Source organism: Paraburkholderia sp. RL17-383-BIF-A (assembly GCF_046028015.1).
GTDB lineage: Bacteria > Pseudomonadota > Gammaproteobacteria > Burkholderiales > Burkholderiaceae > Paraburkholderia.
This window is the reverse complement of the sequence record NZ_JARESR010000004.1, coordinates 221,576-241,231: the sequence shown is the minus strand read 5'-3', so window position 1 is coordinate 241,231 and position 19,656 is coordinate 221,576. Positions and strand designations below refer to the sequence as shown.

General features: G+C 62.7%; 18 protein-coding genes and 1 riboswitch. Of the genes, 7 read left to right on the top strand and 11 right to left on the bottom strand.

Annotation, left to right across the window (positions count from 1 at the left end; genetic code table 11):
• The first annotated feature begins 13 nt into the window (after nucleotides 1-13).
• The 6 genes from pxpA (at nucleotide 14) to mazF (ending at nucleotide 5,484) form a co-directional block, all read left to right on the top strand.
• Nucleotides 14-766, top strand: a complete 753-nt coding sequence (gene pxpA / locus P0D71_RS06805; protein ID WP_408479532.1) for a 5-oxoprolinase subunit PxpA — start codon at nucleotides 14-16, stop codon at nucleotides 764-766.
• 252 nt (nucleotides 767-1,018) lie between these two features.
• A complete protein-coding gene (locus P0D71_RS06800) occupies nucleotides 1,019-1,768 on the top strand; it encodes a DUF969 domain-containing protein (protein WP_408181522.1) in 750 nt (249 codons plus the stop codon).
• On the top strand, nucleotides 1,765-2,721 hold the full coding sequence (locus P0D71_RS06795; protein WP_408479531.1) for a DUF979 domain-containing protein: 957 nt from the start codon (nucleotides 1,765-1,767) through the stop codon (nucleotides 2,719-2,721). The genes P0D71_RS06800 and P0D71_RS06795 overlap by 4 nt, the downstream gene beginning before the upstream one ends.
• Before the next feature lie 215 nt (nucleotides 2,722-2,936).
• Nucleotides 2,937-4,742, top strand: coding sequence for a tetratricopeptide repeat protein (locus tag P0D71_RS06790; protein WP_408479530.1), 1,806 nt, complete (start codon nucleotides 2,937-2,939; stop codon nucleotides 4,740-4,742).
• The gene (locus P0D71_RS06785; RefSeq protein ID WP_408479529.1) at nucleotides 4,739-5,122 is read left to right on the top strand and encodes an AbrB/MazE/SpoVT family DNA-binding domain-containing protein; all 384 of its coding nucleotides are present in this window, start codon (nucleotides 4,739-4,741) and stop codon (nucleotides 5,120-5,122) included. The genes P0D71_RS06790 and P0D71_RS06785 overlap by 4 nt, the downstream gene beginning before the upstream one ends.
• Nucleotides 5,122-5,484 (top strand): type II toxin-antitoxin system toxin MazF, encoded by a 363-nt coding sequence (gene mazF / locus P0D71_RS06780; RefSeq protein ID WP_408479528.1) that lies wholly within the window; start codon nucleotides 5,122-5,124, stop codon nucleotides 5,482-5,484. Before P0D71_RS06785 ends, mazF begins: the two co-directional genes overlap by 1 nt.
• A gap of 17 nt (nucleotides 5,485-5,501) precedes the next feature.
• Here mazF and P0D71_RS06775 read toward each other — a convergent pair whose 3' ends face one another.
• The 11 genes from P0D71_RS06775 to P0D71_RS06725 all read right to left on the bottom strand — a co-directional run bounded on the left by P0D71_RS06775 (nucleotide 5,502) and on the right by P0D71_RS06725 (nucleotide 18,431).
• A complete protein-coding gene (locus P0D71_RS06775; RefSeq protein WP_408299882.1) occupies nucleotides 5,502-6,653 on the bottom strand; it encodes a TraB/GumN family protein in 1,152 nt (383 codons plus the stop codon).
• Nucleotides 6,646-7,665, bottom strand: a complete 1,020-nt coding sequence (locus P0D71_RS06770; protein WP_091798162.1) for a peptide ABC transporter ATP-binding protein — start codon at nucleotides 7,663-7,665, stop codon at nucleotides 6,646-6,648. Before P0D71_RS06770 ends, P0D71_RS06775 begins: the two co-directional genes overlap by 8 nt.
• The gene (locus P0D71_RS06765) at nucleotides 7,662-8,666 is read right to left on the bottom strand and encodes an ABC transporter ATP-binding protein (RefSeq protein WP_091798159.1); all 1,005 of its coding nucleotides are present in this window, start codon (nucleotides 8,664-8,666) and stop codon (nucleotides 7,662-7,664) included. Before P0D71_RS06765 ends, P0D71_RS06770 begins: the two co-directional genes overlap by 4 nt.
• Before the next feature lie 83 nt (nucleotides 8,667-8,749).
• On the bottom strand, nucleotides 8,750-9,667 hold the full coding sequence (locus P0D71_RS06760) for an ABC transporter permease subunit (RefSeq protein ID WP_408479527.1): 918 nt from the start codon (nucleotides 9,665-9,667) through the stop codon (nucleotides 8,750-8,752).
• 8 nt (nucleotides 9,668-9,675) lie between these two features.
• The gene (locus tag P0D71_RS06755; protein WP_408479526.1) at nucleotides 9,676-10,686 is read right to left on the bottom strand and encodes an ABC transporter permease subunit; all 1,011 of its coding nucleotides are present in this window, start codon (nucleotides 10,684-10,686) and stop codon (nucleotides 9,676-9,678) included.
• 139 nt (nucleotides 10,687-10,825) lie between these two features.
• Nucleotides 10,826-12,454 (bottom strand): ABC transporter substrate-binding protein, encoded by a 1,629-nt coding sequence (locus P0D71_RS06750; protein ID WP_408181541.1) that lies wholly within the window; start codon nucleotides 12,452-12,454, stop codon nucleotides 10,826-10,828.
• A 195-nt stretch (nucleotides 12,455-12,649) separates the two neighbouring features.
• Complete coding sequence (locus P0D71_RS06745) at nucleotides 12,650-14,293, bottom strand: ABC transporter substrate-binding protein (RefSeq protein WP_408479525.1); 1,644 nt, start codon at nucleotides 14,291-14,293, stop codon at nucleotides 12,650-12,652.
• A 289-nt stretch (nucleotides 14,294-14,582) separates the two neighbouring features.
• Entirely contained in the window at nucleotides 14,583-15,413 is an 831-nt protein-coding gene (gene metF, locus P0D71_RS06740) for a methylenetetrahydrofolate reductase [NAD(P)H] (RefSeq protein ID WP_408181544.1), read from the bottom strand.
• A gap of 11 nt (nucleotides 15,414-15,424) precedes the next feature.
• A complete protein-coding gene (locus tag P0D71_RS06735; protein ID WP_091798141.1) occupies nucleotides 15,425-15,778 on the bottom strand; it encodes a phage holin family protein in 354 nt (117 codons plus the stop codon).
• 131 nt (nucleotides 15,779-15,909) lie between these two features.
• Entirely contained in the window at nucleotides 15,910-17,331 is a 1,422-nt protein-coding gene (ahcY, locus tag P0D71_RS06730) for an adenosylhomocysteinase (protein ID WP_091798138.1), read from the bottom strand.
• A gap of 77 nt (nucleotides 17,332-17,408) precedes the next feature.
• Nucleotides 17,409-17,499, bottom strand: a riboswitch (S-adenosyl-L-homocysteine riboswitch).
• 116 nt (nucleotides 17,500-17,615) lie between these two features.
• Nucleotides 17,616-18,431: a glycosyltransferase family 2 protein gene (locus P0D71_RS06725; RefSeq protein ID WP_408479524.1), complete on the bottom strand. Its 816-nt coding sequence runs from the start codon at nucleotides 18,429-18,431 to the stop codon at nucleotides 17,616-17,618.
• Nucleotides 18,432-18,679: 248 nt separating this feature from the next.
• On the opposite strand from P0D71_RS06725, the gene P0D71_RS06720 reads away from it, so the two are divergent.
• A complete protein-coding gene (locus P0D71_RS06720; RefSeq protein WP_408181551.1) occupies nucleotides 18,680-19,642 on the top strand; it encodes a LysR family transcriptional regulator in 963 nt (320 codons plus the stop codon).
• Nucleotides 19,643-19,656: the final 14 nt, after the last annotated feature.

The following is a 19,656-nucleotide window of genomic DNA, read 5'->3' as shown; positions in this document are numbered from 1 at the left end:
GTAGGGGAACTCCATGGAAATCGATTTGAACGCCGACCTCGGCGAAGGCAGCGGGTCCGACGAGGCGCTGCTGGACCTCGTCAGCTCGGCGAATATCGCGTGCGGCTGGCACGCGGGCGGCGCCAATGCGATGCACGACTGCGTGCGCTGGGCGGTGCAGAAAGGCGTGTCGATCGGCGCGCATCCAAGCTTCAACGATCCGGAAAATTTCGGCCGCAAGGAAATGGATCTGCCGGCCAACGAGATTTACGCGGGCGTGTTGTACCAGCTCGGCGCACTCTCGGCGATCGCCCAGGCGGAGGGCGGGCGCATTGCGCACGTCAAGCCGCACGGCGCGCTGTACAACCAGGCCGCGCGCGATGACAGGATCGCCGACGCGATCGTCTCGGCGGTGCACGATTTCGATCCGTCGGTGGCGGTGTTCGCGCTGGCCAACAGCGGACTCGTGACGGCCGCGCGCAACGCGGGCCTCACCGCGATCGAGGAAGTCTTCGCCGATCGCGGCTATCGCGCTGACGGTTCGCTGGTGCCGCGCAAAGAACCCGGCGCGCTGCTCGACGACGAAGACGAAGTGCTGGCGCGCACGCTCACCATGATTCGCGAGCAACGCGTGCAGGCCGTGGAGGGCCAATGGGTGCCGCTGAACGCGCAGACCATTTGCCTGCACGGGGACGGTCCGCATGCGCTGGCGTTCGCGCGGCGCATTCGTGGCGCGCTGCGGGACGCCGGCATCGAAGTCCATGCGGCAGTCGCCGCCCGCGCCTGAGCGTCGGCCGAAACGCGAGCCGGACAGCGCGATTCAAACCTTCTGCACCTTTCCCACGCCCCGCTTCATGCGGGGCGTTTGCCAGGTACAGGGCGCATAGCAGTACCCGCAGTCGATCAGCAGGTGCAGGTGTAGTTCGAAGCAGAGGCGGCCATCAAGAGCCGTCGCAACAAGACGGCGCCCGGACCACCGGACGCCGGCCCACGTTAGCCGTCACAAGCGGCAAGGTTGAAACCCTGTTTGGAGATCCAGATGCAGACAACAGTCAGTCTATGGCCGCTCATTGGCGTGGCCGTCATCATCGTCGGCTTTTTATTGCGGTTCAATCCGATGCTGATCGTGGCGGTCGCCGCGATTATCACGGGCCTCGCCGCGCACTTCCCGCCTGAAAAGATTCTTGCCGAGATCGGCACCGGTTTTATCAAGACCCGCAATATCCCGTTGATCATTCTGCTGCCGCTGGCCGTGATCGGTCTGCTCGAACGGCACGGACTGCGTGAACGCGCGCAAGCGTGGATCGGCGGCATCAAGGCCGCGACCGCCGGGCGTCTTCTGATCGTCTATCTGCTGGTGCGCGAACTGACCGCGGCGGTCGGCCTGACCGGACTCGGCGGCCATCCGCAAATGGTGCGTCCGCTGATCGCGCCGATGGCCGAAGGCGCGACCGAAACCCGCTTCGGCAAGATCAGCGACGCCGTGCGTTTCAAATTGCGCGCGTTCTCCGCGGCGACCGACAACGTGGGGCTCTTCTTCGGCGAGGACATTTTCGTGGCGTTCGGCGCGATCGTGCTGATGACCACCTTCCTGAAGGAAGCGGGAATCATCGTCGAGCCGATTCACGTGGCCGTGTGGGGCATTCCGACCGCTATCTGCGCATTCATCATTCACGGCTTCCGCCTGTATCTGCTCGACCGCAAACTCGAACGCGAACTGCGCGGCAACGCCACGGCCAGCCAGGCTGCCGTTTCGCCGAAACAATCCGCCGCAGGAGACCAGGCATGACGCTCTCGATCACCTATCTGTTCTGGCTGTTGGGCGTGGTGCTGCTCGTTGTCGGCGGCATGATCGTCACGGACAAGGATCACCCACGCCGTTTCACGGCCGGCGGTTTCTGGATTCTCTATGCGCTGATCTTCCTGATCGGCGACAAGCTGCCGCCGTCCGTGGTCGGTGTGCTCGTCATCGTGATGGCGCTGATTGCCGGCTTCGGCGGCGTGACCGCGGCCAAGCCGAAAGTGCTGTCGCTCGAAGCGCGTATGGCAAGCGCCGCGCGTCTTCGCAACAAGCTGTTCGTGCCCGCGCTGACGATTCCGGTCGTCACCGTGATCATCACGCTCTCGGCGAGCCATCTGGTGTTCGGCGGCGTACCGCTGATCGAGAAGGCCAACGTCACGCTGATCGGCTTCGGGATCGGCTGCGTGATCGCGCTCGCGATTGCCTGCGTAATGACGCGCGACACCGTGGGCCAGTCGATGAAGGAAACGCGCCGGCTGGTCGATGCGTTGTCGTGGGCAGCAGTGCTGCCGCAGATGCTCGGCATGCTCGGCCTCGTGTTCTCGGACGCCGGGGTCGGCAAGGCCGTCGCGCACGTGACCACGGCCTACATCAGCCTCGACTATCGTTTCATTGCGGTGGCCGTGTACTGCATCGGCATGGCGCTCTTCACCATGGTGATGGGCAACGGCTTCGCCGCGTTCCCGGTGATGACGGGCGGCGTCGGCGTGCCGATTCTGGTGGGCGTGTTCCACGGCAATCCGGCGGTGATGGTCGCGATCGGCATGTTCTCGGGCTACTGCGGCACGCTGATGACGCCGATGGCCGCGAACTTCAACATGGTGCCGGCCGCGCTGCTGGAATTGCCCGATAAGAACGCAGTGATCAAAGTGCAGATCCCGACCGCGCTGACCTTGCTGATCGTGAATATCTTCCTGCTGAATTTCCTGATGTTCTTGTAGGACTTTTTCTTCAGCAATCAATAAACACTGACGCCTCGCAGGATTTTTCTGCGATGTGTCAGTGAAATGGTCACACTGCACGACATGGATGCAACCGAATTAGGAAGCGTCCGATCGTCGGGAAACGAGCGGCAACTCTACGATGCTGGATGGTCTCCCATCCACATGCGCCGGCTCACACAGCACGCACTGCCGTCGCTCTCCCGCAGGTTTCCATGGAACATCAATCGCAGCCTGAGCGCACGCACGCAGCTCTGCCGCCCACCGCCTATCTCACCGCATTGATCGACTCCGCGCTCGAAGCGCACCAGGCCGGCCGGCTCGACACGGCCGAATCGTTTTATCGCGAGGCGCTCACGCTCGATGGCGCCCATACGGGAGCCTTGCACTACTTCGGCGTGCTGCACTATCAACGCGGCAACCACGACACCGCCGCCGGCCTGATGAGCCGCGCGCTCAAACTCGACCGGCACGATGCCGCCTGCTGGAGCAACCGCGGACTCGTGGCCGCCGCGCTCGGCCATCTCGACGAAGCGATGATCTGCTACGACCAGGCACTGCAACTCCAGCCAGATTTCGCCGACGCGCACAACAACTTCGGCGTCGCGCTGCAAGCGCAAGGCGCCTTCCTCGAAGCGATCGAGCACTACCGGTTGGCGCTGGCATCGAACCCCGCGCTGCTCGACGCGCATCTGAACCTCGGCACGGCGCTGAACAAGCTCGCCCGTTTCGACGAAGCGCTCGCGTGCTATCGGCACGTCCTGTCGCTCGATCCGACATCCGCGGAGGCGCACTTCAGCGCGGGAAACACGTACCAGGCGCAAGGCGACCACGGCGCGGCGATCGCCAGCTTCGAGCAAGCCTTGGCGCTGCGTGCGAATTACGCGGAGGCGTACGTGAATCTGGGCAGCCTGATCGGCAAGCTCGGCGACTATGCCGGCGCCGAATCGCATTACCGGCGCGCGGTCGCACTCAAACCGATTCCGACTCACCTGGTGTGTCTGGGCGGCTCGATCGGCGCTCAAGGGCGCCTCGACGAAGAGGAAGGTTTCTATCGGCGAGCACTCGCCCACGATCCGCATTACGCTGACGCGCATCAGAATCTCGCGTGGCTGTTGCTCAAGCGCGGCGACTACAAGGAAGGCTGGGCTGAATTCGCGCTGCGCTGGCGCAAGAACGACTACGACGCGATCGCGGTGCCGGGCGTGACCGAATGGCGGGGCGAGCCGCTCGAAGGGCGTCGCCTGCTGCTGGTCGGCGAGCAAGGTTTCGGCGACCACTTCCAGTTCCTGCGCTTTGCAAGCGTGCTCGCGCAGCGCGGCGCAATCGTCGACCTCTGCGTGCGCGAGGCTCTGCTGCCTTTGGTCGGGCGTATGGCGGGCATACACCGCGCGTACAGCGGCAAGCCCGACGGTGAGTACGATTTCTGGGTGCCGATGATGAGCGTGCCGTCCTGTCTTGACCTGGATCTCTCAACCCTTCCCGCGGACGTGCCCTACCTGTTCGCTGACAAAGCGAAGACGAAAGCGTGGCGCAAACGGCTCGGCGCAGCCAATGAATCGAAGCGAAAGGTGGGCCTTGTCTGGGCCGGCAGTCCCACATTCGGCAACGACCGCTATCGGTCGACGACGCTCGCCGACCTGAGCCCGTTCAGCGAGGCGGAGAACGTCGCCTGGTACGCGCTGCAAAAGGGCCCGGCGCATGCGCAGTTGGCCGACGCACCGCCGGCTTTCCGTGCCAACGACTTCACCGCCGCGCTGAACAGCTTCGAAGACACGGCCGCGCTGATCATGAATCTCGATCTGGTGATTGCCGTGGACACCGGCGTCGCGCATCTGGCCGGCGCGTTGGGCAAACCGGTGTGGTTATTGCTGCCCGCCAATTCCGACTGGCGCTGGTTGGAAGCGCGCAGCGACTCGCCCTGGTATCCGGGGATGAGGTTGTTCCGGCAAGCGGTATTGGGGGATTGGATGCCGGTGGTTGAAGAAGTGACGCAAGCTCTAAAGAAGGAGGCTCAGTGAGCAAATTACAAAGTTGGACAGATTTTGGCGCGGTGACGCACGGTCCGGTAAGCCACGAAAATGTGCCACATTTGTTGCACATCGACAGCTCATCGCCGACAGGAAACGAGACCATGGCTGTCATATCGAAAATTCGCCGCCAGGGGGGCGCCCTGGTGATGACGATTCCACCAGCGCTTCTCAAGCTTCTTCACGTCGATGCGGGCGACCAGATGACTCTCGACGTCGCAGACGGACAATTAATTGCGCGGCCGCTTGCTTCAGCGCGTAGGCGCTACTCGCTAGCCGAAATACTCGAGGGCTCTGAAAGCATTGCCGAATTGAATGCGGACACAGCGTGGGCGCGCGATGGAGGGTCGGTCGGACGCGAGCTTGGCTAATGGCAAAACGCAATGCACCACGACGCGGCGACGTGTACTGGATCGATCCCAAACCGGTAGCAGGCCGCGAAAGGAAAGACAGGCACCGTTTCGTCGTCATCACACCTGGCGAGATCAATGCGTTGGGCGTTTGCATGACCGTGCCCATCACAAGCGCGGGGAGTTTCACCCGCAACGTCGGACTTGCGGTTCCGATCTCTGGGCACGACACGAGCGGCGTCGCAGTCTGCAATCAGGTTCGCACTTTCGACATCGATGCACGTGTGAGCGCAGGCTCAGCCCGCTACATCGAGACGCTCGACAAGGTCACCGCTGACGAAATGGTCGCGCGGGTCATTAGCGCCATCGACCCCGCGCCATAACAACGTCTGGCGACGCCTCACCCCGCCTCCACCACGAACCCGCGCTGCCGCAAAAGCTCCAGCACGCCTTTGCGGCCACCCAGATGCAGCGCGCCGATCGCCACGAACACCGGCTTGTTCGGCGCGGCGATCAGCAGCATTCGCGACACGAAACGCCGGTTGCGGTCATAGACGATCTTGTTGTCGATCGAATCGGAGATGCGCTTGTCGCGCGCCAGCTTTTCGGACTTCGCTGCCTGCCAGGCGGCGATTGCATCCGCATCGCCCACACGCCATAGGCGATGCAAGGTCCGCACGTCCTCGACGTTTTCCGCCGGTGTCTGCACCAGATCCTGCGCCAGCATCTCGCGCTGCTGCGCGAGCGTCAGCCCCGTGAATGCGCGCATCTGCTGCGGCAACGTCTCGAGACCGACGATCTTGCCGCGCGTGCGGATATACACGTTCTGTAACTGCGCTTCCGAACCGTACTCGGTCTGCAGACCGGCGCTCAAAGAATCGTAGGTTTCAACCAGCAACGAAGCGAGCCAGGGCCGCATTTTCTTGATGGCATCCAGTGCCGCCGGGTTAGCGCGCAGTCGAAGCGCCAGCTTGTGCCACAAAGGCTCGGGCAGCAGACCGGGCAGACAGTCGCGCCGGCAGACGCCGTACTTCGCAACGTCATCTTGCGAAACAAGCAGTTCGTCGGGTGAGAGTTCGAGCGCCAGCGTCGGCGAGGCAGCCAGTGCGCCGAGGATCGGTGCGCGGAAGGGCTGATTGGCGGGGTAGTCAGCCGGGTCGCCGACGTGCAGCGTGCCCAGCACGTAGAGGGTGATCGTGCCGCGAGTCGCGACATAGAACGGCATGCGCGCCGGCTGCGCGCGCACCGGGCCGCTCGCCGTAGTGCCCGGCGAGGCGGGCGGCGGATTGAAACCCGGCAAGCTGGCGCGTGGCGGCGCCGGCATGTTGGGCACCGGCAGTGCCGGGCGCCCCGCCTGCGCGGGCGTATTGGCGGCGGCACCGGCGGCATGCGCGACGCCGATCGCTGTCGTGCCCGGATGAAAGACAGAACAAACGCCGATGAGCGCGGCACCGGTCAGTGCACGCGCCCTCCAGCGCCGCGAGAAAGCAGCACCAAGGTCGCCATCACGCAAGCGGCGCGTAAGACGACGCGCCGCCACCCCATCAGGCATCCATGTCCCCCACCTCCTCGGCGCGGTGACACGACACCTGGCGGCCATCCACTTCACGCAGCTTCGGTTCTTCACTGCGGCAGCGGTCGATCGCGTACGGGCAGCGTTGATGGAACGTGCAGCCCGACGGCGGATTCAGCGGCGACGGCATTTCACCTTGCAGCTTGATCTTGATCGAGCGATCCGCTTCGAAGATCGAAGGCGTGGCCGACATCAACGCGCGCGTGTACGGATGACGCGGCTTCGAGAAAATGCGCTTCTTGTCGCCGAGCTCCGCCACGCCGCCGAAGTACATCACCATCACATCGTCGGCGATATGCTCCACCACCGAGAGGTTGTGCGAGATGAACACGTAGCTGGTCTTGAACTGCTGCTGCAGGTCCATGAACAGATTCAGAATCTGCGCCTGGATCGAGACGTCGAGCGCCGACACGGGTTCGTCGGCAACGACGATCTGCGGGTCGAGAATCATCGCGCGCGCAATCGCCACACGCTGCCGCTGGCCGCCGGAGAACATATGCGGATAGCGCTTCGCATGTTCCGGACGCAGGCCGACGGTGCGCATCATCTGCGCGATGCGCTCGGCGCGCTCGGTCGGGCTCAGTTGCGTGTTGATCGCGAGCGGCTCGCCCAACGTCTGCTCGACGGTCTTGCGCGGATTCAACGAGGCAAACGGGTTCTGGAAAACCATCTGCACGCGCCGCCGCAGCGCGGCGATCTTCGCGTGATCGGCGCCGGCCACGTCTTCACCGTCGATCAGCAAGCGGCCCGCGCTGGGCGCTTCGATCATGGTGAGTTGACGCGCGAGCGTCGATTTGCCGCAGCCGGATTCACCGACCACGGCCAAGGTCTTGCCGCGCTCCAGCGCAAACGAGACGCCGTTGAGCGCCTTCACCGTGCCGGTGGCGAACAGACCGCGCTTAACCGTGTAATAACGCGCCAATTGCTCCGCGACCAGTACGTGGTCGCCCGCATGGTCCGACTGGCGCCGCGTTTCGAGTACTGCGTTCATCGTGCGCCTCCATGGGTGTGAACGTTGGCGTCGCCGCTCAGGTTCAGGGGTTTGATGCAGCGCACGCGCGCCACTTCAGCGTGACCTTCCATCGGCGCGAGCGCGGGCCGCGCCTTGGTGCAGTCGTCGACCACGTACTTGCAGCGTGGTGCGAACAGACAGCCCTTCGGACGGTCGTCGCGACCCGGCACCATGCCCGGCAGGGCCGCCAGCCGCACGGCGCCAACATTGTGCTCGGGAATCGCCGCCAGCAACGCTTCCGTATACGGATGATGCGGCGCGGCGAAGATGTCCGGCACCCGGTTGGTCTCGATCACTTCGCCAGCGTACATGACCGCGACGCGTTGCGCGACCTCGGACACCACCGCCAGATCGTGCGAGATCAGCACGAGCGCCATGCCGCGTTCCTTCTGCAGCTTGATCAGCAGTTCCATGATCTGCGCCTGGATCGTCACGTCGAGCGCGGTGGTCGGCTCGTCGGCGATCAGCAGCTTCGGGTTGCAGGCAATCGCCATCGCGATCATCACGCGCTGGTTCATGCCGCCCGACATCTGATGCGGGAACGAACTGATACGGCTTTTCGCATCCGGAATGCCGACCTGGTCGAGCAGTTCCAGCGCGCGCTTGTCCAGCGCGCTGCCGCGCAAGCCTTCGTGCAGCTTCAGCACTTCCTTGATCTGATAGCCGACCGTGTAGCTCGGATTCAGACTGGTGAGCGCGTCCTGGAACACCATCGCGATATCTTTGCCGATGATCTTGCGGCGTTCCTTCGCGGATGCCTTCAGCAGGTTCTTGCCGTTGAAGGTGATTTCGTCGGCCGTCACTTTGCCGGGCGCGTCGATCAGGCCCATCAGCGCCATCATCGTCACGCTCTTGCCCGAGCCCGATTCGCCGACCACGCCGACCACTTCGCCCGGCGCGACATCGAGGTTGATCCGGTCGACGGCGGGCAGTCCGTTGAAGTCCACCGCCAGATTGCGGATGGTCAATAGGCTAGACATGTCAGCGCGCGCACGGCCGCCCGAAGCGTGCTGACTTGCCCCCTCGGGGGGCAGCGAATGAAGTGAGTGGGGGGGCTGTTTCATTACGCCATCCTTTTCAGTTTGGGATCGAGTGCGTCGCGCAGCCCGTCGCCGAGCAGATTGATCGCGAGCACCGAGATCAGGATGGACAGACCCGGCATCGTGACGATCCACCATGCGCTGTCGATGTAGTCACGCGCCGAGGCCAGCATCGCGCCCCACTCCGCCGAAGGCGGTTGCACCCCGAGGCCGAGAAAGCCGAGCGCCGCGGCGTCGAGAATCGCCGACGAAAAGCCCAACGTAGCCTGCACGATCAGCGGTGCGGTGCAGTTGGGCAGCACTTGCGAGAACATCAGACGCAAGGTGCTGGCGCCCGCCACGCGCGAAGCCGTCACGTACTCTTTCTGCAACTCGCCCTGCGCCGACGCGCGCGTCAAACGCACGTAGCCTGGCAGCGCGACGATCGCGATAGCGAGCATCGTGTTGACGAGGCCCGGACCGATGATCGCGACCACCGCGACCGCGAGGAGCAGCGACGGCAGCGCGAGCAGCACGTCCATGATGCGCATGATCGGCGTGTCGGCCCACTTTTCGAAGAATGCCGCGATCAAACCGAGCACGACGCCCGGAATCAGCGCGAGCACCACCGAAACGAAGCCGATCCAGAACGACAGCCGCGCGCCGTACATCAGGCGCGAAAGGATGTCGCGGCCCGCTTCGTCAGTGCCGAGAATGAACTTCCAGTTGCCGCCGTCGAGCCATGCGGGCGGAATCTTCACGAAGTCGCGGTATTGCTCGATCGGGCTGTGCGGCGCGATCAACGGCGCGAAGATCGCAACGAAGATCAACAGCAGCACGACGATGCCGGCGCCGACCGCGCCACGGTTACGCGAGAAATTCGCCCAGAATTCACGGGCGGCGATAGCGCGGCCACTCGGGGGAGTGACCGACTGGGGGACTGTGTTTTGAATGTCTGCCATGGTCGTGATTACCTCGTATGGCGAATGCGTGGGTTGAGCACGCCGTACAACAGATCGACGACCAGGTTCACGACAATGACCAGCGTGGCGATCATCAGAATACCGCCCTGCACCACCGGATAGTCGCGCCGGCCGATCGCGTCGATCAGCCACTTGCCGATACCCGGCCACGAAAACAGCGTCTCAGTGAGCACCGCGCCCGCGAGCAGCGTGCCGACCTGCAGACCGATCACGGTCACGACCGGAATCAGCGCGTTGCGCAACGCATGCACGACGATCACGCGCCCCGGCGACAAGCCCTTCGCGCGCGCGGTGCGGATGTAGTCCTCGCGCAGCACTTCGAGCATCGACGAACGCGTCATACGCGCGACCACCGCCAGCGGAATCGTGCCTAGCACGATGGCCGGCAGGATCAGATGGCTCAGTGCGGATTTGAACGCGCCTTCGTCGGTGGACATCATCGCGTCGATCAGCATGAAGCCGGTCACGTGCGGAATGTCGTATTCGACCGCGATGCGGCCGGACACCGGCGTCCAGCCGAGCTTGACGGAGAACACCATGATGAGGATCAAGCCCCACCAGAAGATCGGCATCGAGTAGCCGGTGAGCGCCGTGCCCATCACGCCGTGATCGACCACGGTGCCGCGCCGCAAGGCCGCGAACACACCCGCCGGCAAGCCGACGATCAAGGCGAACAGCATCGCGCAGATCGACAGTTCGACGGTAGCGGGAAAGCGTGCGAGGAATTCGCCCATCACGCTGGTGTTGGTGATGATCGAGGTGCCGAGGTCGCCGCGCAGCGCGCGCCCGATGTAGTGGACGTACTGCATGGGCAGGGATTCGTCGAGCCCGAGCCGGTGCATCGCGGCAGCGTGCATGGCGGGATCGACGCCGCGCTCGCCCATCATCACTTCGATGGGGTCGCCCGGTATCAGGTGAATCAGCGCGAACGCGAGGATCGTGATGCCGATGAAGGTCGGAATCACCATGCCGATGCGGCGCAAAACAAAGCGGAACATGGTTTTGTCCCTATGGTCTTGATGAAGAAAAAACGCAACCGGCGACGAGGGCTTGTGACCCCGGTCGCCGGACCATTTCGACCAGTTTTCTAACCGTGCGAAAAGCGTACTGCGTGAGCTTTACGAATGACTTGCCGACTTACTTGACGCTGACGCCATCGAAACGCGCGTAGCCGAGCGGTTCGATGCGCATGTCCACGACCTTCTTGCTGACAGGCTGGTACACCGTGGAGTGAGCGATCGGCGAGAACGGCAGTTGCTGCGCGAAGATCTGCTGCGCCTGCATATAAGCCGTGGTGCGCGCGCCCTGATCGGACGTGACGCGGCCCTTCTGGATCAGGTCGTCGAACGGCTTGTAGCACCACTTCGAGAAGTTGTTGCCGTTCACCGCTTCGCAGCCGAGCAGCGTGCCGAGCCAGTTGTCCGGATCGCCGTTGTCGCCGGTCCAGCCGATCAGCATCGTGTCGTCCTCACCTGCGTGAGCGCGCTTGATGTACTCGCCCCACTCATACGTGACGATCTTCGCCTTCACGCCGATCTTGGCCCAGTCCGCCTGGATCATTTCCGCCATCAGACGGGCGTTCGGGTTGTACGCGCGCTGCACCGGCATCGCCCACAGGGTGATGTCGAAGCCGTTCGGGTAGCCGGCCTTCGCCAGCAACGCCTTGGCCTTGTCCGCATCGTAGGCTGCGCCCTTCAGGTTCTTGTCGTACGACCATTGGGTCGGCGGCATCGGGTTCGTGGCCGCCTGGCCCGCGCCCTGGTACACCGACTCGATGATCGCCTTCTTGTTGATCGCCATGTCGAGCGCCTGACGCACTTCGACCTTGTCGACCGGCTTGTGCGACACGTTGTACGCGAGGTAGCCGAGGTTGAAGCCCGGTTGCGACGGCATCGCGATGTTCGCTTCAGCCTTTAGCGGCGCGATGTCGGCCGGACGCGGATAGCTCATCACCTGGCATTCGTCGCGCTTGATCTTCTGCACGCGCACGCCGGCGTCCGGCGTGATCGAGAAGATCAGCTTCGAGATTTTCACCGTGTTCGGCTTCCAGTAATCCGGATTGCCGTCGAAGCGGATCGTCGCGTCTTTCGTGTAGCTGCGGAAAATGAACGGGCCCGTGCCGACCGGGAACTGGTTGATGTCGGCAGCCTTGCCGGCCTTCAACAACTGGTCGCCGTATTCGCTAGACAGGATCGACGCGTATTCCATCGCCAGATTCTGGATGAACGGTGCGTTGACTTCCTTCAGCGTGAACTTGACCGTGTACGGATCGACCTTTTCGACGCCGGTGATCAGCTTGTCGAGGCCCATGTCCGTGAAGTACGGGAACTGAACCGGGTAAGCCTTATGAAAGGCCGAGTTCGGGTCCAGCATGCGCTGGAACGTGAACACGACGTCGTCCGCATTGAATTCGCGCGTCGGCTTGAAGAACGACGTGGTCTGGAACTTCACGCCATGACGCAGGTGGAACGTGTACGTCTTGCCGTCCGCCGACACTTCCCACTTTTCGGCGAGGCCGGGTTCGACCTTGGTGCCGCCGCGTTCGAATTCGACGAGACGGTTGTAAACGGTGAATGTATTAGCCGTGAAATCGGTGCCCGTGGTGTATTGGGCCGGATCGAAACCCGCAGGACTGCCTTCTGAGCAGTAAACCAGGGTTTTATTCGGAATCTCGGCGCGCGCGACACTTGCGCCCACCATCGATGCCGCTGCAGCTGCGACGAGCGTCGTAACACGCGCGGCGCGCAACAGATTGTTTTGCTTCATGTTTCCTCCAGGTTCGTGGCCGGCTCCCGCCGGCGTAGCGCGATATTACTTGAGCTTGGCTCACAGCAACAAGCGGAGGAAATTCCCTCTGTTGACGATCGGAAACCAATCGGGCATAAGCATGGCCGCACGCCGGCATTACCGGGAACGTGCGGCCGCAGAGGGGTGCCGAAGCAAAAAAACGGCCCGCCGGCGTTATTTCAGGCCGACATTCATGAATTGCGTCGGGCCGAACGGGTCGATCTTGAAGCCGGTGACGTTCTTGCTGATCGGCTGATAGACCGTGGAGTGGGCGATCGGCGTAAATGGGACCTGATCTTTGAATATCTCCTGCGCTTCCGTATAAGCCTTGGTGCGCTCGGGCAGGTCGGTGGTGCCGCGGCCTTTCCTGATCAGATCGTCGTAAGGCTTGTAGCACCATTTGGAAAAGTTACTGCCGTTCACCGCGTCGCAACCCAGCAGTACGCCGAGCCAGTTATCCGGGTCGCCATAATCGCCGGTCCAGCCGATCAGCATCGCTTCATGTTCGCCGGCATGGCCGCGGCGAATGTATTCGCCCCATTCATAAGTGGCGATCTTCACCTTGACGCCGATCTTCGCCCAATCGGATTGCAGCATTTCCGCCATGAGCCGCGCGTTCGGGTTATACGGCCGTTGAACCGGCATGGCCCATAACGTCAGGTCGAAGCCGTCTGGATAACCCGCCTGTTTCAACAGCGCTTTGGCTTTTTCCGTGTCGAACGGGGCGTCCTTCAGATTCTTGTCGTAGCCCCACTGGGTCGGCGGCATGGGGTTCGTCGCCGCCTGGCCCGCGCCCTGATAGACCGATTCGATAATCGCTTTCTTATTGATCGACATATCGAGCGCACGGCGCACCAGCACATTGTCGAGCGGTTTCTTGGTGGTGTTGTAGGCGATATAACCGAGGTTGAAACCCACCTGGTTCGGCATGGCCAGCGACGCATCGGCTTTTACCGCCGGAATATCAGCGGGACGCGGATACGCCATCACCTGACATTCCCCGCGCTTGAGTTTTTGCAGACGCACGGCCGGATCGACGGTAATCGCGAATATCAGTTTGCTGACTTTGACGATACCCGGCTTCCAGTAATCCGGATTACCGTCGAAGCGAATCGTATCGTCTTTCGTATAGCTGCGGAAAATGAATGGGCCGGTGCCGACCGGATATTGATTGATATCCGACGCTTTACCCGCTTTCAATAACTGATCGCCGTATTCCGCCGAGAGGATCGAAGCGAACGGCATCGCAATCTGTTGTAAAAACGGCGCATCGACTTCTTTCAGCGTGAACTTGACCGTGTACGGATCGACCTTTTCGATCTTCGCAATGTTCTTGGCGAGGCCGAGATCGGTGAAATACGGGAACGGCACCGAATACGCCTTGCGGAACGGCTGCTCCGGATCGAGCATCCGTTGATAAGTGAAGACGACGTCGTCCGCGTTGAATTCGCGCGTCGGCTTGAAAAACGAGGTGGTCTGGAATTTCACACCGTGGCGCAAATGAAACGTATACGTCAGTCCGTCGGGCGACACATCCCACTTTTCGGCCAGACTCGGTTCGATATCCGTGCTGCCGTGCGCGAACTCGATCAGCCGGTTGTAGACCGTGTACGAGCCCGCGCTGAATTCGACGCTGGTGGTGTACTGCGCACTGTCGAAGCCCGCCGGACTGCCTTCGGAGCAGAACACGAGGGTCTTGTCGGGCAGCGTGGCCGCATTGGCGGCGGCGGGGGACAGGCCCGCAGTCAGCACCGCGCAGGCGCTCAGCGCTGGAAGACAGGTTTGGCGAACTGCAAACAGCAACTTGGATACCGTCATTACGTTCTCCGCACAGCAGCCACGTCAGCTGCGCTTTGATCATAGACAGCACAAAATTCGGGTTCAATGCGGGCTTACGCGCCGCAAGGTTGGAACGGAACCCTGGGTTTGTTGCGACGCAGCGACTCTCGCAACGGGCGTGCGAGCGACGGTTTGCGTCATCACAGCCGCGGTTGCACGGCGGAGCCCCGCATTCGCATGAACGCCCGGGCCGCCATTCGCAGCGCGAAAAAAAACCGCGTGGCAAAAAACAGCCGCACGGTTTCGTCTCAACGACGTGATGCGAATCTTACGTGTTCAACCGTTCGCAGATCGCTTTGGTCGCAGCGGCGCCATTCAACGTGTAGAAGTGCAGGCCCGGCACCTTGGCATCGATCAGACGCCCGCACAGGTCCGTCACCACATCCAGCCCGAATGCGCGAATCGACTCGCGGTCGTCGCCGAAGCTTTCGAGCCGGCGCGCGATCCAGCGCGGCACTTCAGCGCCGCACATCTCCGAGAAACGCATCAGCTGCGAGAAGTTCGTGATCGGCATGATGCCCGGCACGATCGGCACGTCCACGCCGAGCTTGCGCGCGTCGTCGACGAAACGGAAGTACGCGTCCGCGTTGAAGAAATACTGCGTGATCGCCGAATTGGCGCCGGCCTTCACCTTGCGAGCGAAGTTGTCCAGATCCTGACGCGGCGAGCGCGACTGCGGGTGGTATTCCGGGTAGCCGGCCACTTCGATCCAGAACCAGTCGCCAAACTCGGCGCGGATAAAGCTCACCAGTTCCGACGCGTAACGCAGTTCGCCGACTTCGCCCATGCCGGACGGCAGATCGCCGCGCAGCGCGACGATATGGCGGATGCCATGCGCGCGGTACTCGTCGAGAATAGCGCGCAGGCTCTCTTTCGACGAGCCGATGCACGACACGTGCGGCGCCGCTTCGAGCCCTTCCTTCGCCATATCGACGACGGTATCGAGCGTGCCCTGTTGCGTCGAGCCGCCGGCGCCGAACGTGACGGACACGAACTTGGGCTTGAGCGTGGCGAGCTGGGCGCGCGTGGCACGCAGCTTGTCGACGCCTTCCTGCGTTTTCGGCGGGAAGAATTCGAATGAAAGTTCGATCGGGTTCATGATTCAGTGGGTCAACCGAGACTGCGGTTGCCGAAAATGAGCGCGGACAGCAGCCACGAAACGATGCTGTACAGAATCGAGCCGAAGAACGCCGACCAGAATCCCGACACTTCAAAGCCCTTCAGCAGCGAAGCGCACAGCCAGAAGCACAGCGCGTTGACCACCAGAATGAAGAGCCCGAGCGTGAGAATCGTCACGGGCAGCGTCAGCAGGATCAGCACCGGCCGCAAAATCGTATTGATCAACCCGAGCACCACCGCGACGATCAGTGCGGTGCCGAAACTGCGGATATGAATCGACGGAACGAGGTAGGTGATGATCAGGAGCGCAAGCGCGTTGATCAGCCAGGTCAGCAGCAAGGTCATGTAGAGCTCCTTTGGCAGGATGTCCGATAACGGGGAAAACGCGCGAAAAAAGGCGGCTTGGCGAACAAAGCGGCGCATGATGCGCCGCCCTGTCTTCCAACTGTCATGCTGTCAAACCGCCTGCGGCGTGCTTAATAGCGATAGTGGTTCGGCTTGAACGGACCGTTCTTGTCGACGCCGATGTAGCCGGCCTGCTCGTCCGACAGCACGGTCAGGTTCGCGCCGATGCGCGCCAGATGCAGGCGTGCGACCTTCTCGTCCAGATGCTTCGGCAACACGTACACCTTGTTTTCGTACTTCTTGCCTTGCGTGAACAGTTCGATCTGCGCGAGCGTCTGGTTCGTGAACGAGTTCGACATCACGAACGACGGGTGGCCCGTCGCGCAACCCAGGTTCACGAGGCGGCCTTCAGCCAGCAGAATGACGCGCTTGCCGTCCGGGAAAATGATGTGGTCGACTTGCGGCTTGATGTTGTCCCACTGGTACTGACGGGTCGACGCAACGTCGATTTCCGAGTCGAAGTGACCAATGTTGCAGACGATCGCGTTGTGGCGCATCGCCTTCATGTGGTCGTGGCCGATCACGTGGTAGTTGCCGGTCGCCGTCACGAAGATGTCGGCCTTGTCCGCCGCGTATTCCATCGTCACGACGCGGTAGCCTTCCATCGCGGCCTGCAGCGCGCAGATTGGATCGATTTCGGTGACCCACACGGTCGCGCCCAGACCACGCAGCGATTGCGCGCAGCCCTTGCCCACGTCGCCATAACCGGCCACCACGGCGATCTTGCCCGCGATCATCACGTCGGTCGCGCGCTTGATGCCGTCGACCAGCGACTCACGGCAACCGTACAGGTTGTCGAACTTCGACTTGGTGACCGAGTCGTTGACGTTGATCGCCGGGAACGGCAGGCGGCCTTCTTTTTCCATCTGATACAGACGGTGCACGCCGGTCGTGGTTTCTTCGGTCACGCCCTGAATGTGCGCGAGGCGCGTGGAGTACCACGTCGGGTCGGCGTCCAGATGACGTTCGATCGACTTGTACAGCGCGACTTCTTCCTCGTTGGTCGGCTTCGAGATCACCGAGCGGTCTTTCTCGGCCTTCGAGCCGAGGATCAGCAGCAACGTGGCGTCGCCGCCGTCGTCGAGGATCATGTTGGCGAATTCGCCGTTCGGCCATTCGAAAATGCGGTGCGAGAATTCCCAGTATTCGTCGAGCGATTCGCCCTTGAATGCGAACACCGGCGTGCCGGCCTTGGCGATTGCCGCGGCGGCGTGGTCCTGCGTCGAGAAAATGTTGCACGAGGCCCAGCGCACGTCCGCGCCGAGCGCCGTCAGCGTCTCGATCAGCACGCCGGTCTGGATCGTCATGTGCAGCGAACCTGCGACGCGCGCGCCCTTCAGCGGCTGCTGCGCCTTGTACTCTTCACGCGTCTGCACGAGGCCGGGCATTTCCGTCTCGGCAATGTTCAGTTCCTTGCGGCCCCAGTCGGCAAGCGACATGTCGGCAACAACGAAATCCTGGGAAGTTTGGGAATCGATAACTGCGGCGTTCATCACGCCCTCCTTTCTAAGAAATTGACTAGAAATTTGACGTGAGCGCGGTTCGATGCGGTGGACGGGAAAGCGCTCTGCGCAACCGACCTCCGATTGAAGCCTTCGAGCCTGGCGGGCGGCCGGCGAATATGCTGATTCGCGGTACCCGTCGCAACGCTCCTCGAAGACGAACGGCGATTGTAGCAAATCGAGATGGCTTCGGGGCGCGGATCGGGTTTCGACTTTGCCGCTGCGCGCGCGGGGAGAACGGGCGCGGCGCGCTTGGGTTCGGCCGCCGCCATGGCTTATAGCGCGCTCCCCGGCGCGATCGGTGCGGCCTGTGCGGCCTGTGCGGGAGCGTGAAGCATCACTTTTGCCGCGCGCAATTGCGCGACGCCGGCACGCGCCGTGTCGAGAAACTGGCGGGAGAGATGAAAGGCATCGGCGGTATCGTCGGGATTGGCGGTTTGCAGACCCAGCGCAATGCGAAAGTAGCGCTCCGCGTGAATGCCGGCGTGGTAATGCATGCGCACGCGCTTGGCATCATCCAGACGCGGGTTGCCGAAAATATCGCGCAGCGCCCAGGAAAACGCGCCATCTTCGCCGCCAATGCGGCGAAACCCTTCGTCCATCGGAAAGCCACCGAGCGCGAGGTACGCCGAGCGGCGAATGAACAGGCTGCTCGGCACCGTATTGCTGAGCGTTGCCGCATGTGCGGCGAAGTCGGGGTGAGCGGTAAGCACACGCGGAAAATCCGTGTACTCCACGTCAAGACGCACGGACATTTCGTTGGGGTGTTGCGCGAGGAACGTGCTCGCGGCGCCGACAGCGCCGGGCAGGTATTCGTCGTCGGCGTCGAGGAAAGCGAGCAGATCGTGCGACGCATGCATCGCGCCCCAGTTGCGCGCTCGCGCCGCGCCGCCGTTGTAGGGCATCTGCAGCAGGCACACCCGCGCGTCGAGGCTGCCGCATTGGGCGACGAGGTCCACGGAGGCATCGGTCGAGCCGTCGTCCACCACGATGATCTGTGCGGCCTCGGGCTGAATCCGGCAACTGTGCAAAGCGCGAACAAGCGTCGCCGCGCCGTTGTAGCAGGGAATGATGATCGAAACGGGAGTCATGAATGAACGGGCGCGATGAGCGTGTCTACGGTGAAGAACCGTCGATGTTATTCCGCTTACCGCCGTGCGCATCTTGAAATGGCTGAGGTGCCTTGCGCCCCGTCAGAAGCGCAACTCCAGCACCGGCTATGTCATGAGCGCGCGGCCAGGAAAGTCGGTGATGACTGCGCTAAGGCTTGCCGCGACATAAATACGATGACTTACAATCACTCCGATCATTCCAATTTGGAATTCTGGAGTTTGAGATCGTGGAACTACGAGCGCTGCGGTATTTCGTCGAAGTGGTTCGCCAGCAGAGTTTCACCGTCGCCGCCGAGCAGATGTTCGTCACGCAGCCGACCATCAGCAAAATGGTCAAGTCGCTGGAGGACGAAATCGGCTCCCCGCTACTGTTGCGCGACGGGCGGCAGATGGTGCTGACCGATGCCGGCCGGATCGTCTACCAGCGCGGTCAGGACGTGCTGGCGGCGCACGCGCAGTTGCAGGCTGAACTGAACGACCTCGACACGCTCGGCCGCGGCCAACTCACCATCGGCATTCCGCCGATGGGCGGCTCGCTTTTCACGCCGGCGATCGCCGCATTTCGCCAGCGTTACCCAAAAATCGAGCTCAAGCTGTTCGAGCAAGGTTCGCGCGCCATCGAAGCGGCGCTGATCAACGGCGAACTGGAGTTGGGCGGCGTGCTGCAACCCGTCGACCCGGAAAATATCGACGTGCTGCCAGTGACGCGCCAGCTCCTGTGGCTCGTCGCGCGCGCGGGTTCACGCTGGGACGACCTGCACGAGGTGCCGCTCGCCCAACTCGCCGACGATCCGTTCGTGTTCTACGGCGAAAGTCTCGCGCTCAATGACGTGGTGTTGAACGCGTGCCGTTCGGCTGGCTTTGCGCCGACCATTGTCGGGCGCAGCGGACATTGGGATTTCATGGCGGCGCTCGTGCTGGCCGGTGTCGGCATCGCCCTGTTGCCGGCGCCGTATTGCCGGCGGCTCGACCCTGCGAAGTTCACCTGCCGGCCGGTGGTCGAGCCTGAGATTCCGTGGGAAATGGCGATCGGCTGGCGACGCAATGGCTACCTGTCGCACGCTGCGCGCGCATGGCTCGAAGTCGCCCGCGAGGCGTTGCCCGGCCAGGCAGGCGACGATTTCATGCTGGCACCGGGCATTGGCGTGGCCGGCATCACGACGCCGTTTCCCGTACCGCCCGCCGAATGAGGACATGCCGCCGC

Excerpts from the sequence above, each read along its gene's own strand:
- pxpA (WP_408479532.1), top strand. The coding sequence starts at position 14 with ATGGAAATCGATTTGAACGCCGACCTCGGCGAAGGCAGCGGGTCCGAC.
- P0D71_RS06800 (WP_408181522.1), top strand. The coding sequence starts at position 1,019 with ATGCAGACAACAGTCAGTCTATGGCCGCTCATTGGCGTGGCCGTCATC.
- P0D71_RS06795 (WP_408479531.1), top strand. The coding sequence starts at position 1,765 with ATGACGCTCTCGATCACCTATCTGTTCTGGCTGTTGGGCGTGGTGCTG.
- P0D71_RS06790 (WP_408479530.1), top strand. The coding sequence starts at position 2,937 with ATGGAACATCAATCGCAGCCTGAGCGCACGCACGCAGCTCTGCCGCCC.
- mazF (WP_408479528.1), top strand. The coding sequence starts at position 5,122 with ATGGCAAAACGCAATGCACCACGACGCGGCGACGTGTACTGGATCGAT.
- P0D71_RS06775 (WP_408299882.1), bottom strand. The coding sequence starts at position 6,653 with ATGCCTGATGGGGTGGCGGCGCGTCGTCTTACGCGCCGCTTGCGTGAT.
- P0D71_RS06770 (WP_091798162.1), bottom strand. The coding sequence starts at position 7,665 with ATGAACGCAGTACTCGAAACGCGGCGCCAGTCGGACCATGCGGGCGAC.
- P0D71_RS06765 (WP_091798159.1), bottom strand. The coding sequence starts at position 8,666 with ATGTCTAGCCTATTGACCATCCGCAATCTGGCGGTGGACTTCAACGGA.
- P0D71_RS06760 (WP_408479527.1), bottom strand. The coding sequence starts at position 9,667 with ATGGCAGACATTCAAAACACAGTCCCCCAGTCGGTCACTCCCCCGAGT.
- P0D71_RS06755 (WP_408479526.1), bottom strand. The coding sequence starts at position 10,686 with ATGTTCCGCTTTGTTTTGCGCCGCATCGGCATGGTGATTCCGACCTTC.
- P0D71_RS06750 (WP_408181541.1), bottom strand. The coding sequence starts at position 12,454 with ATGAAGCAAAACAATCTGTTGCGCGCCGCGCGTGTTACGACGCTCGTC.
- P0D71_RS06745 (WP_408479525.1), bottom strand. The coding sequence starts at position 14,293 with ATGACGGTATCCAAGTTGCTGTTTGCAGTTCGCCAAACCTGTCTTCCA.
- metF (WP_408181544.1), bottom strand. The coding sequence starts at position 15,413 with ATGAACCCGATCGAACTTTCATTCGAATTCTTCCCGCCGAAAACGCAG.
- P0D71_RS06735 (WP_091798141.1), bottom strand. The coding sequence starts at position 15,778 with ATGACCTTGCTGCTGACCTGGCTGATCAACGCGCTTGCGCTCCTGATC.
- ahcY (WP_091798138.1), bottom strand. The coding sequence starts at position 17,331 with ATGAACGCCGCAGTTATCGATTCCCAAACTTCCCAGGATTTCGTTGTT.
- P0D71_RS06725 (WP_408479524.1), bottom strand. The coding sequence starts at position 18,431 with ATGACTCCCGTTTCGATCATCATTCCCTGCTACAACGGCGCGGCGACG.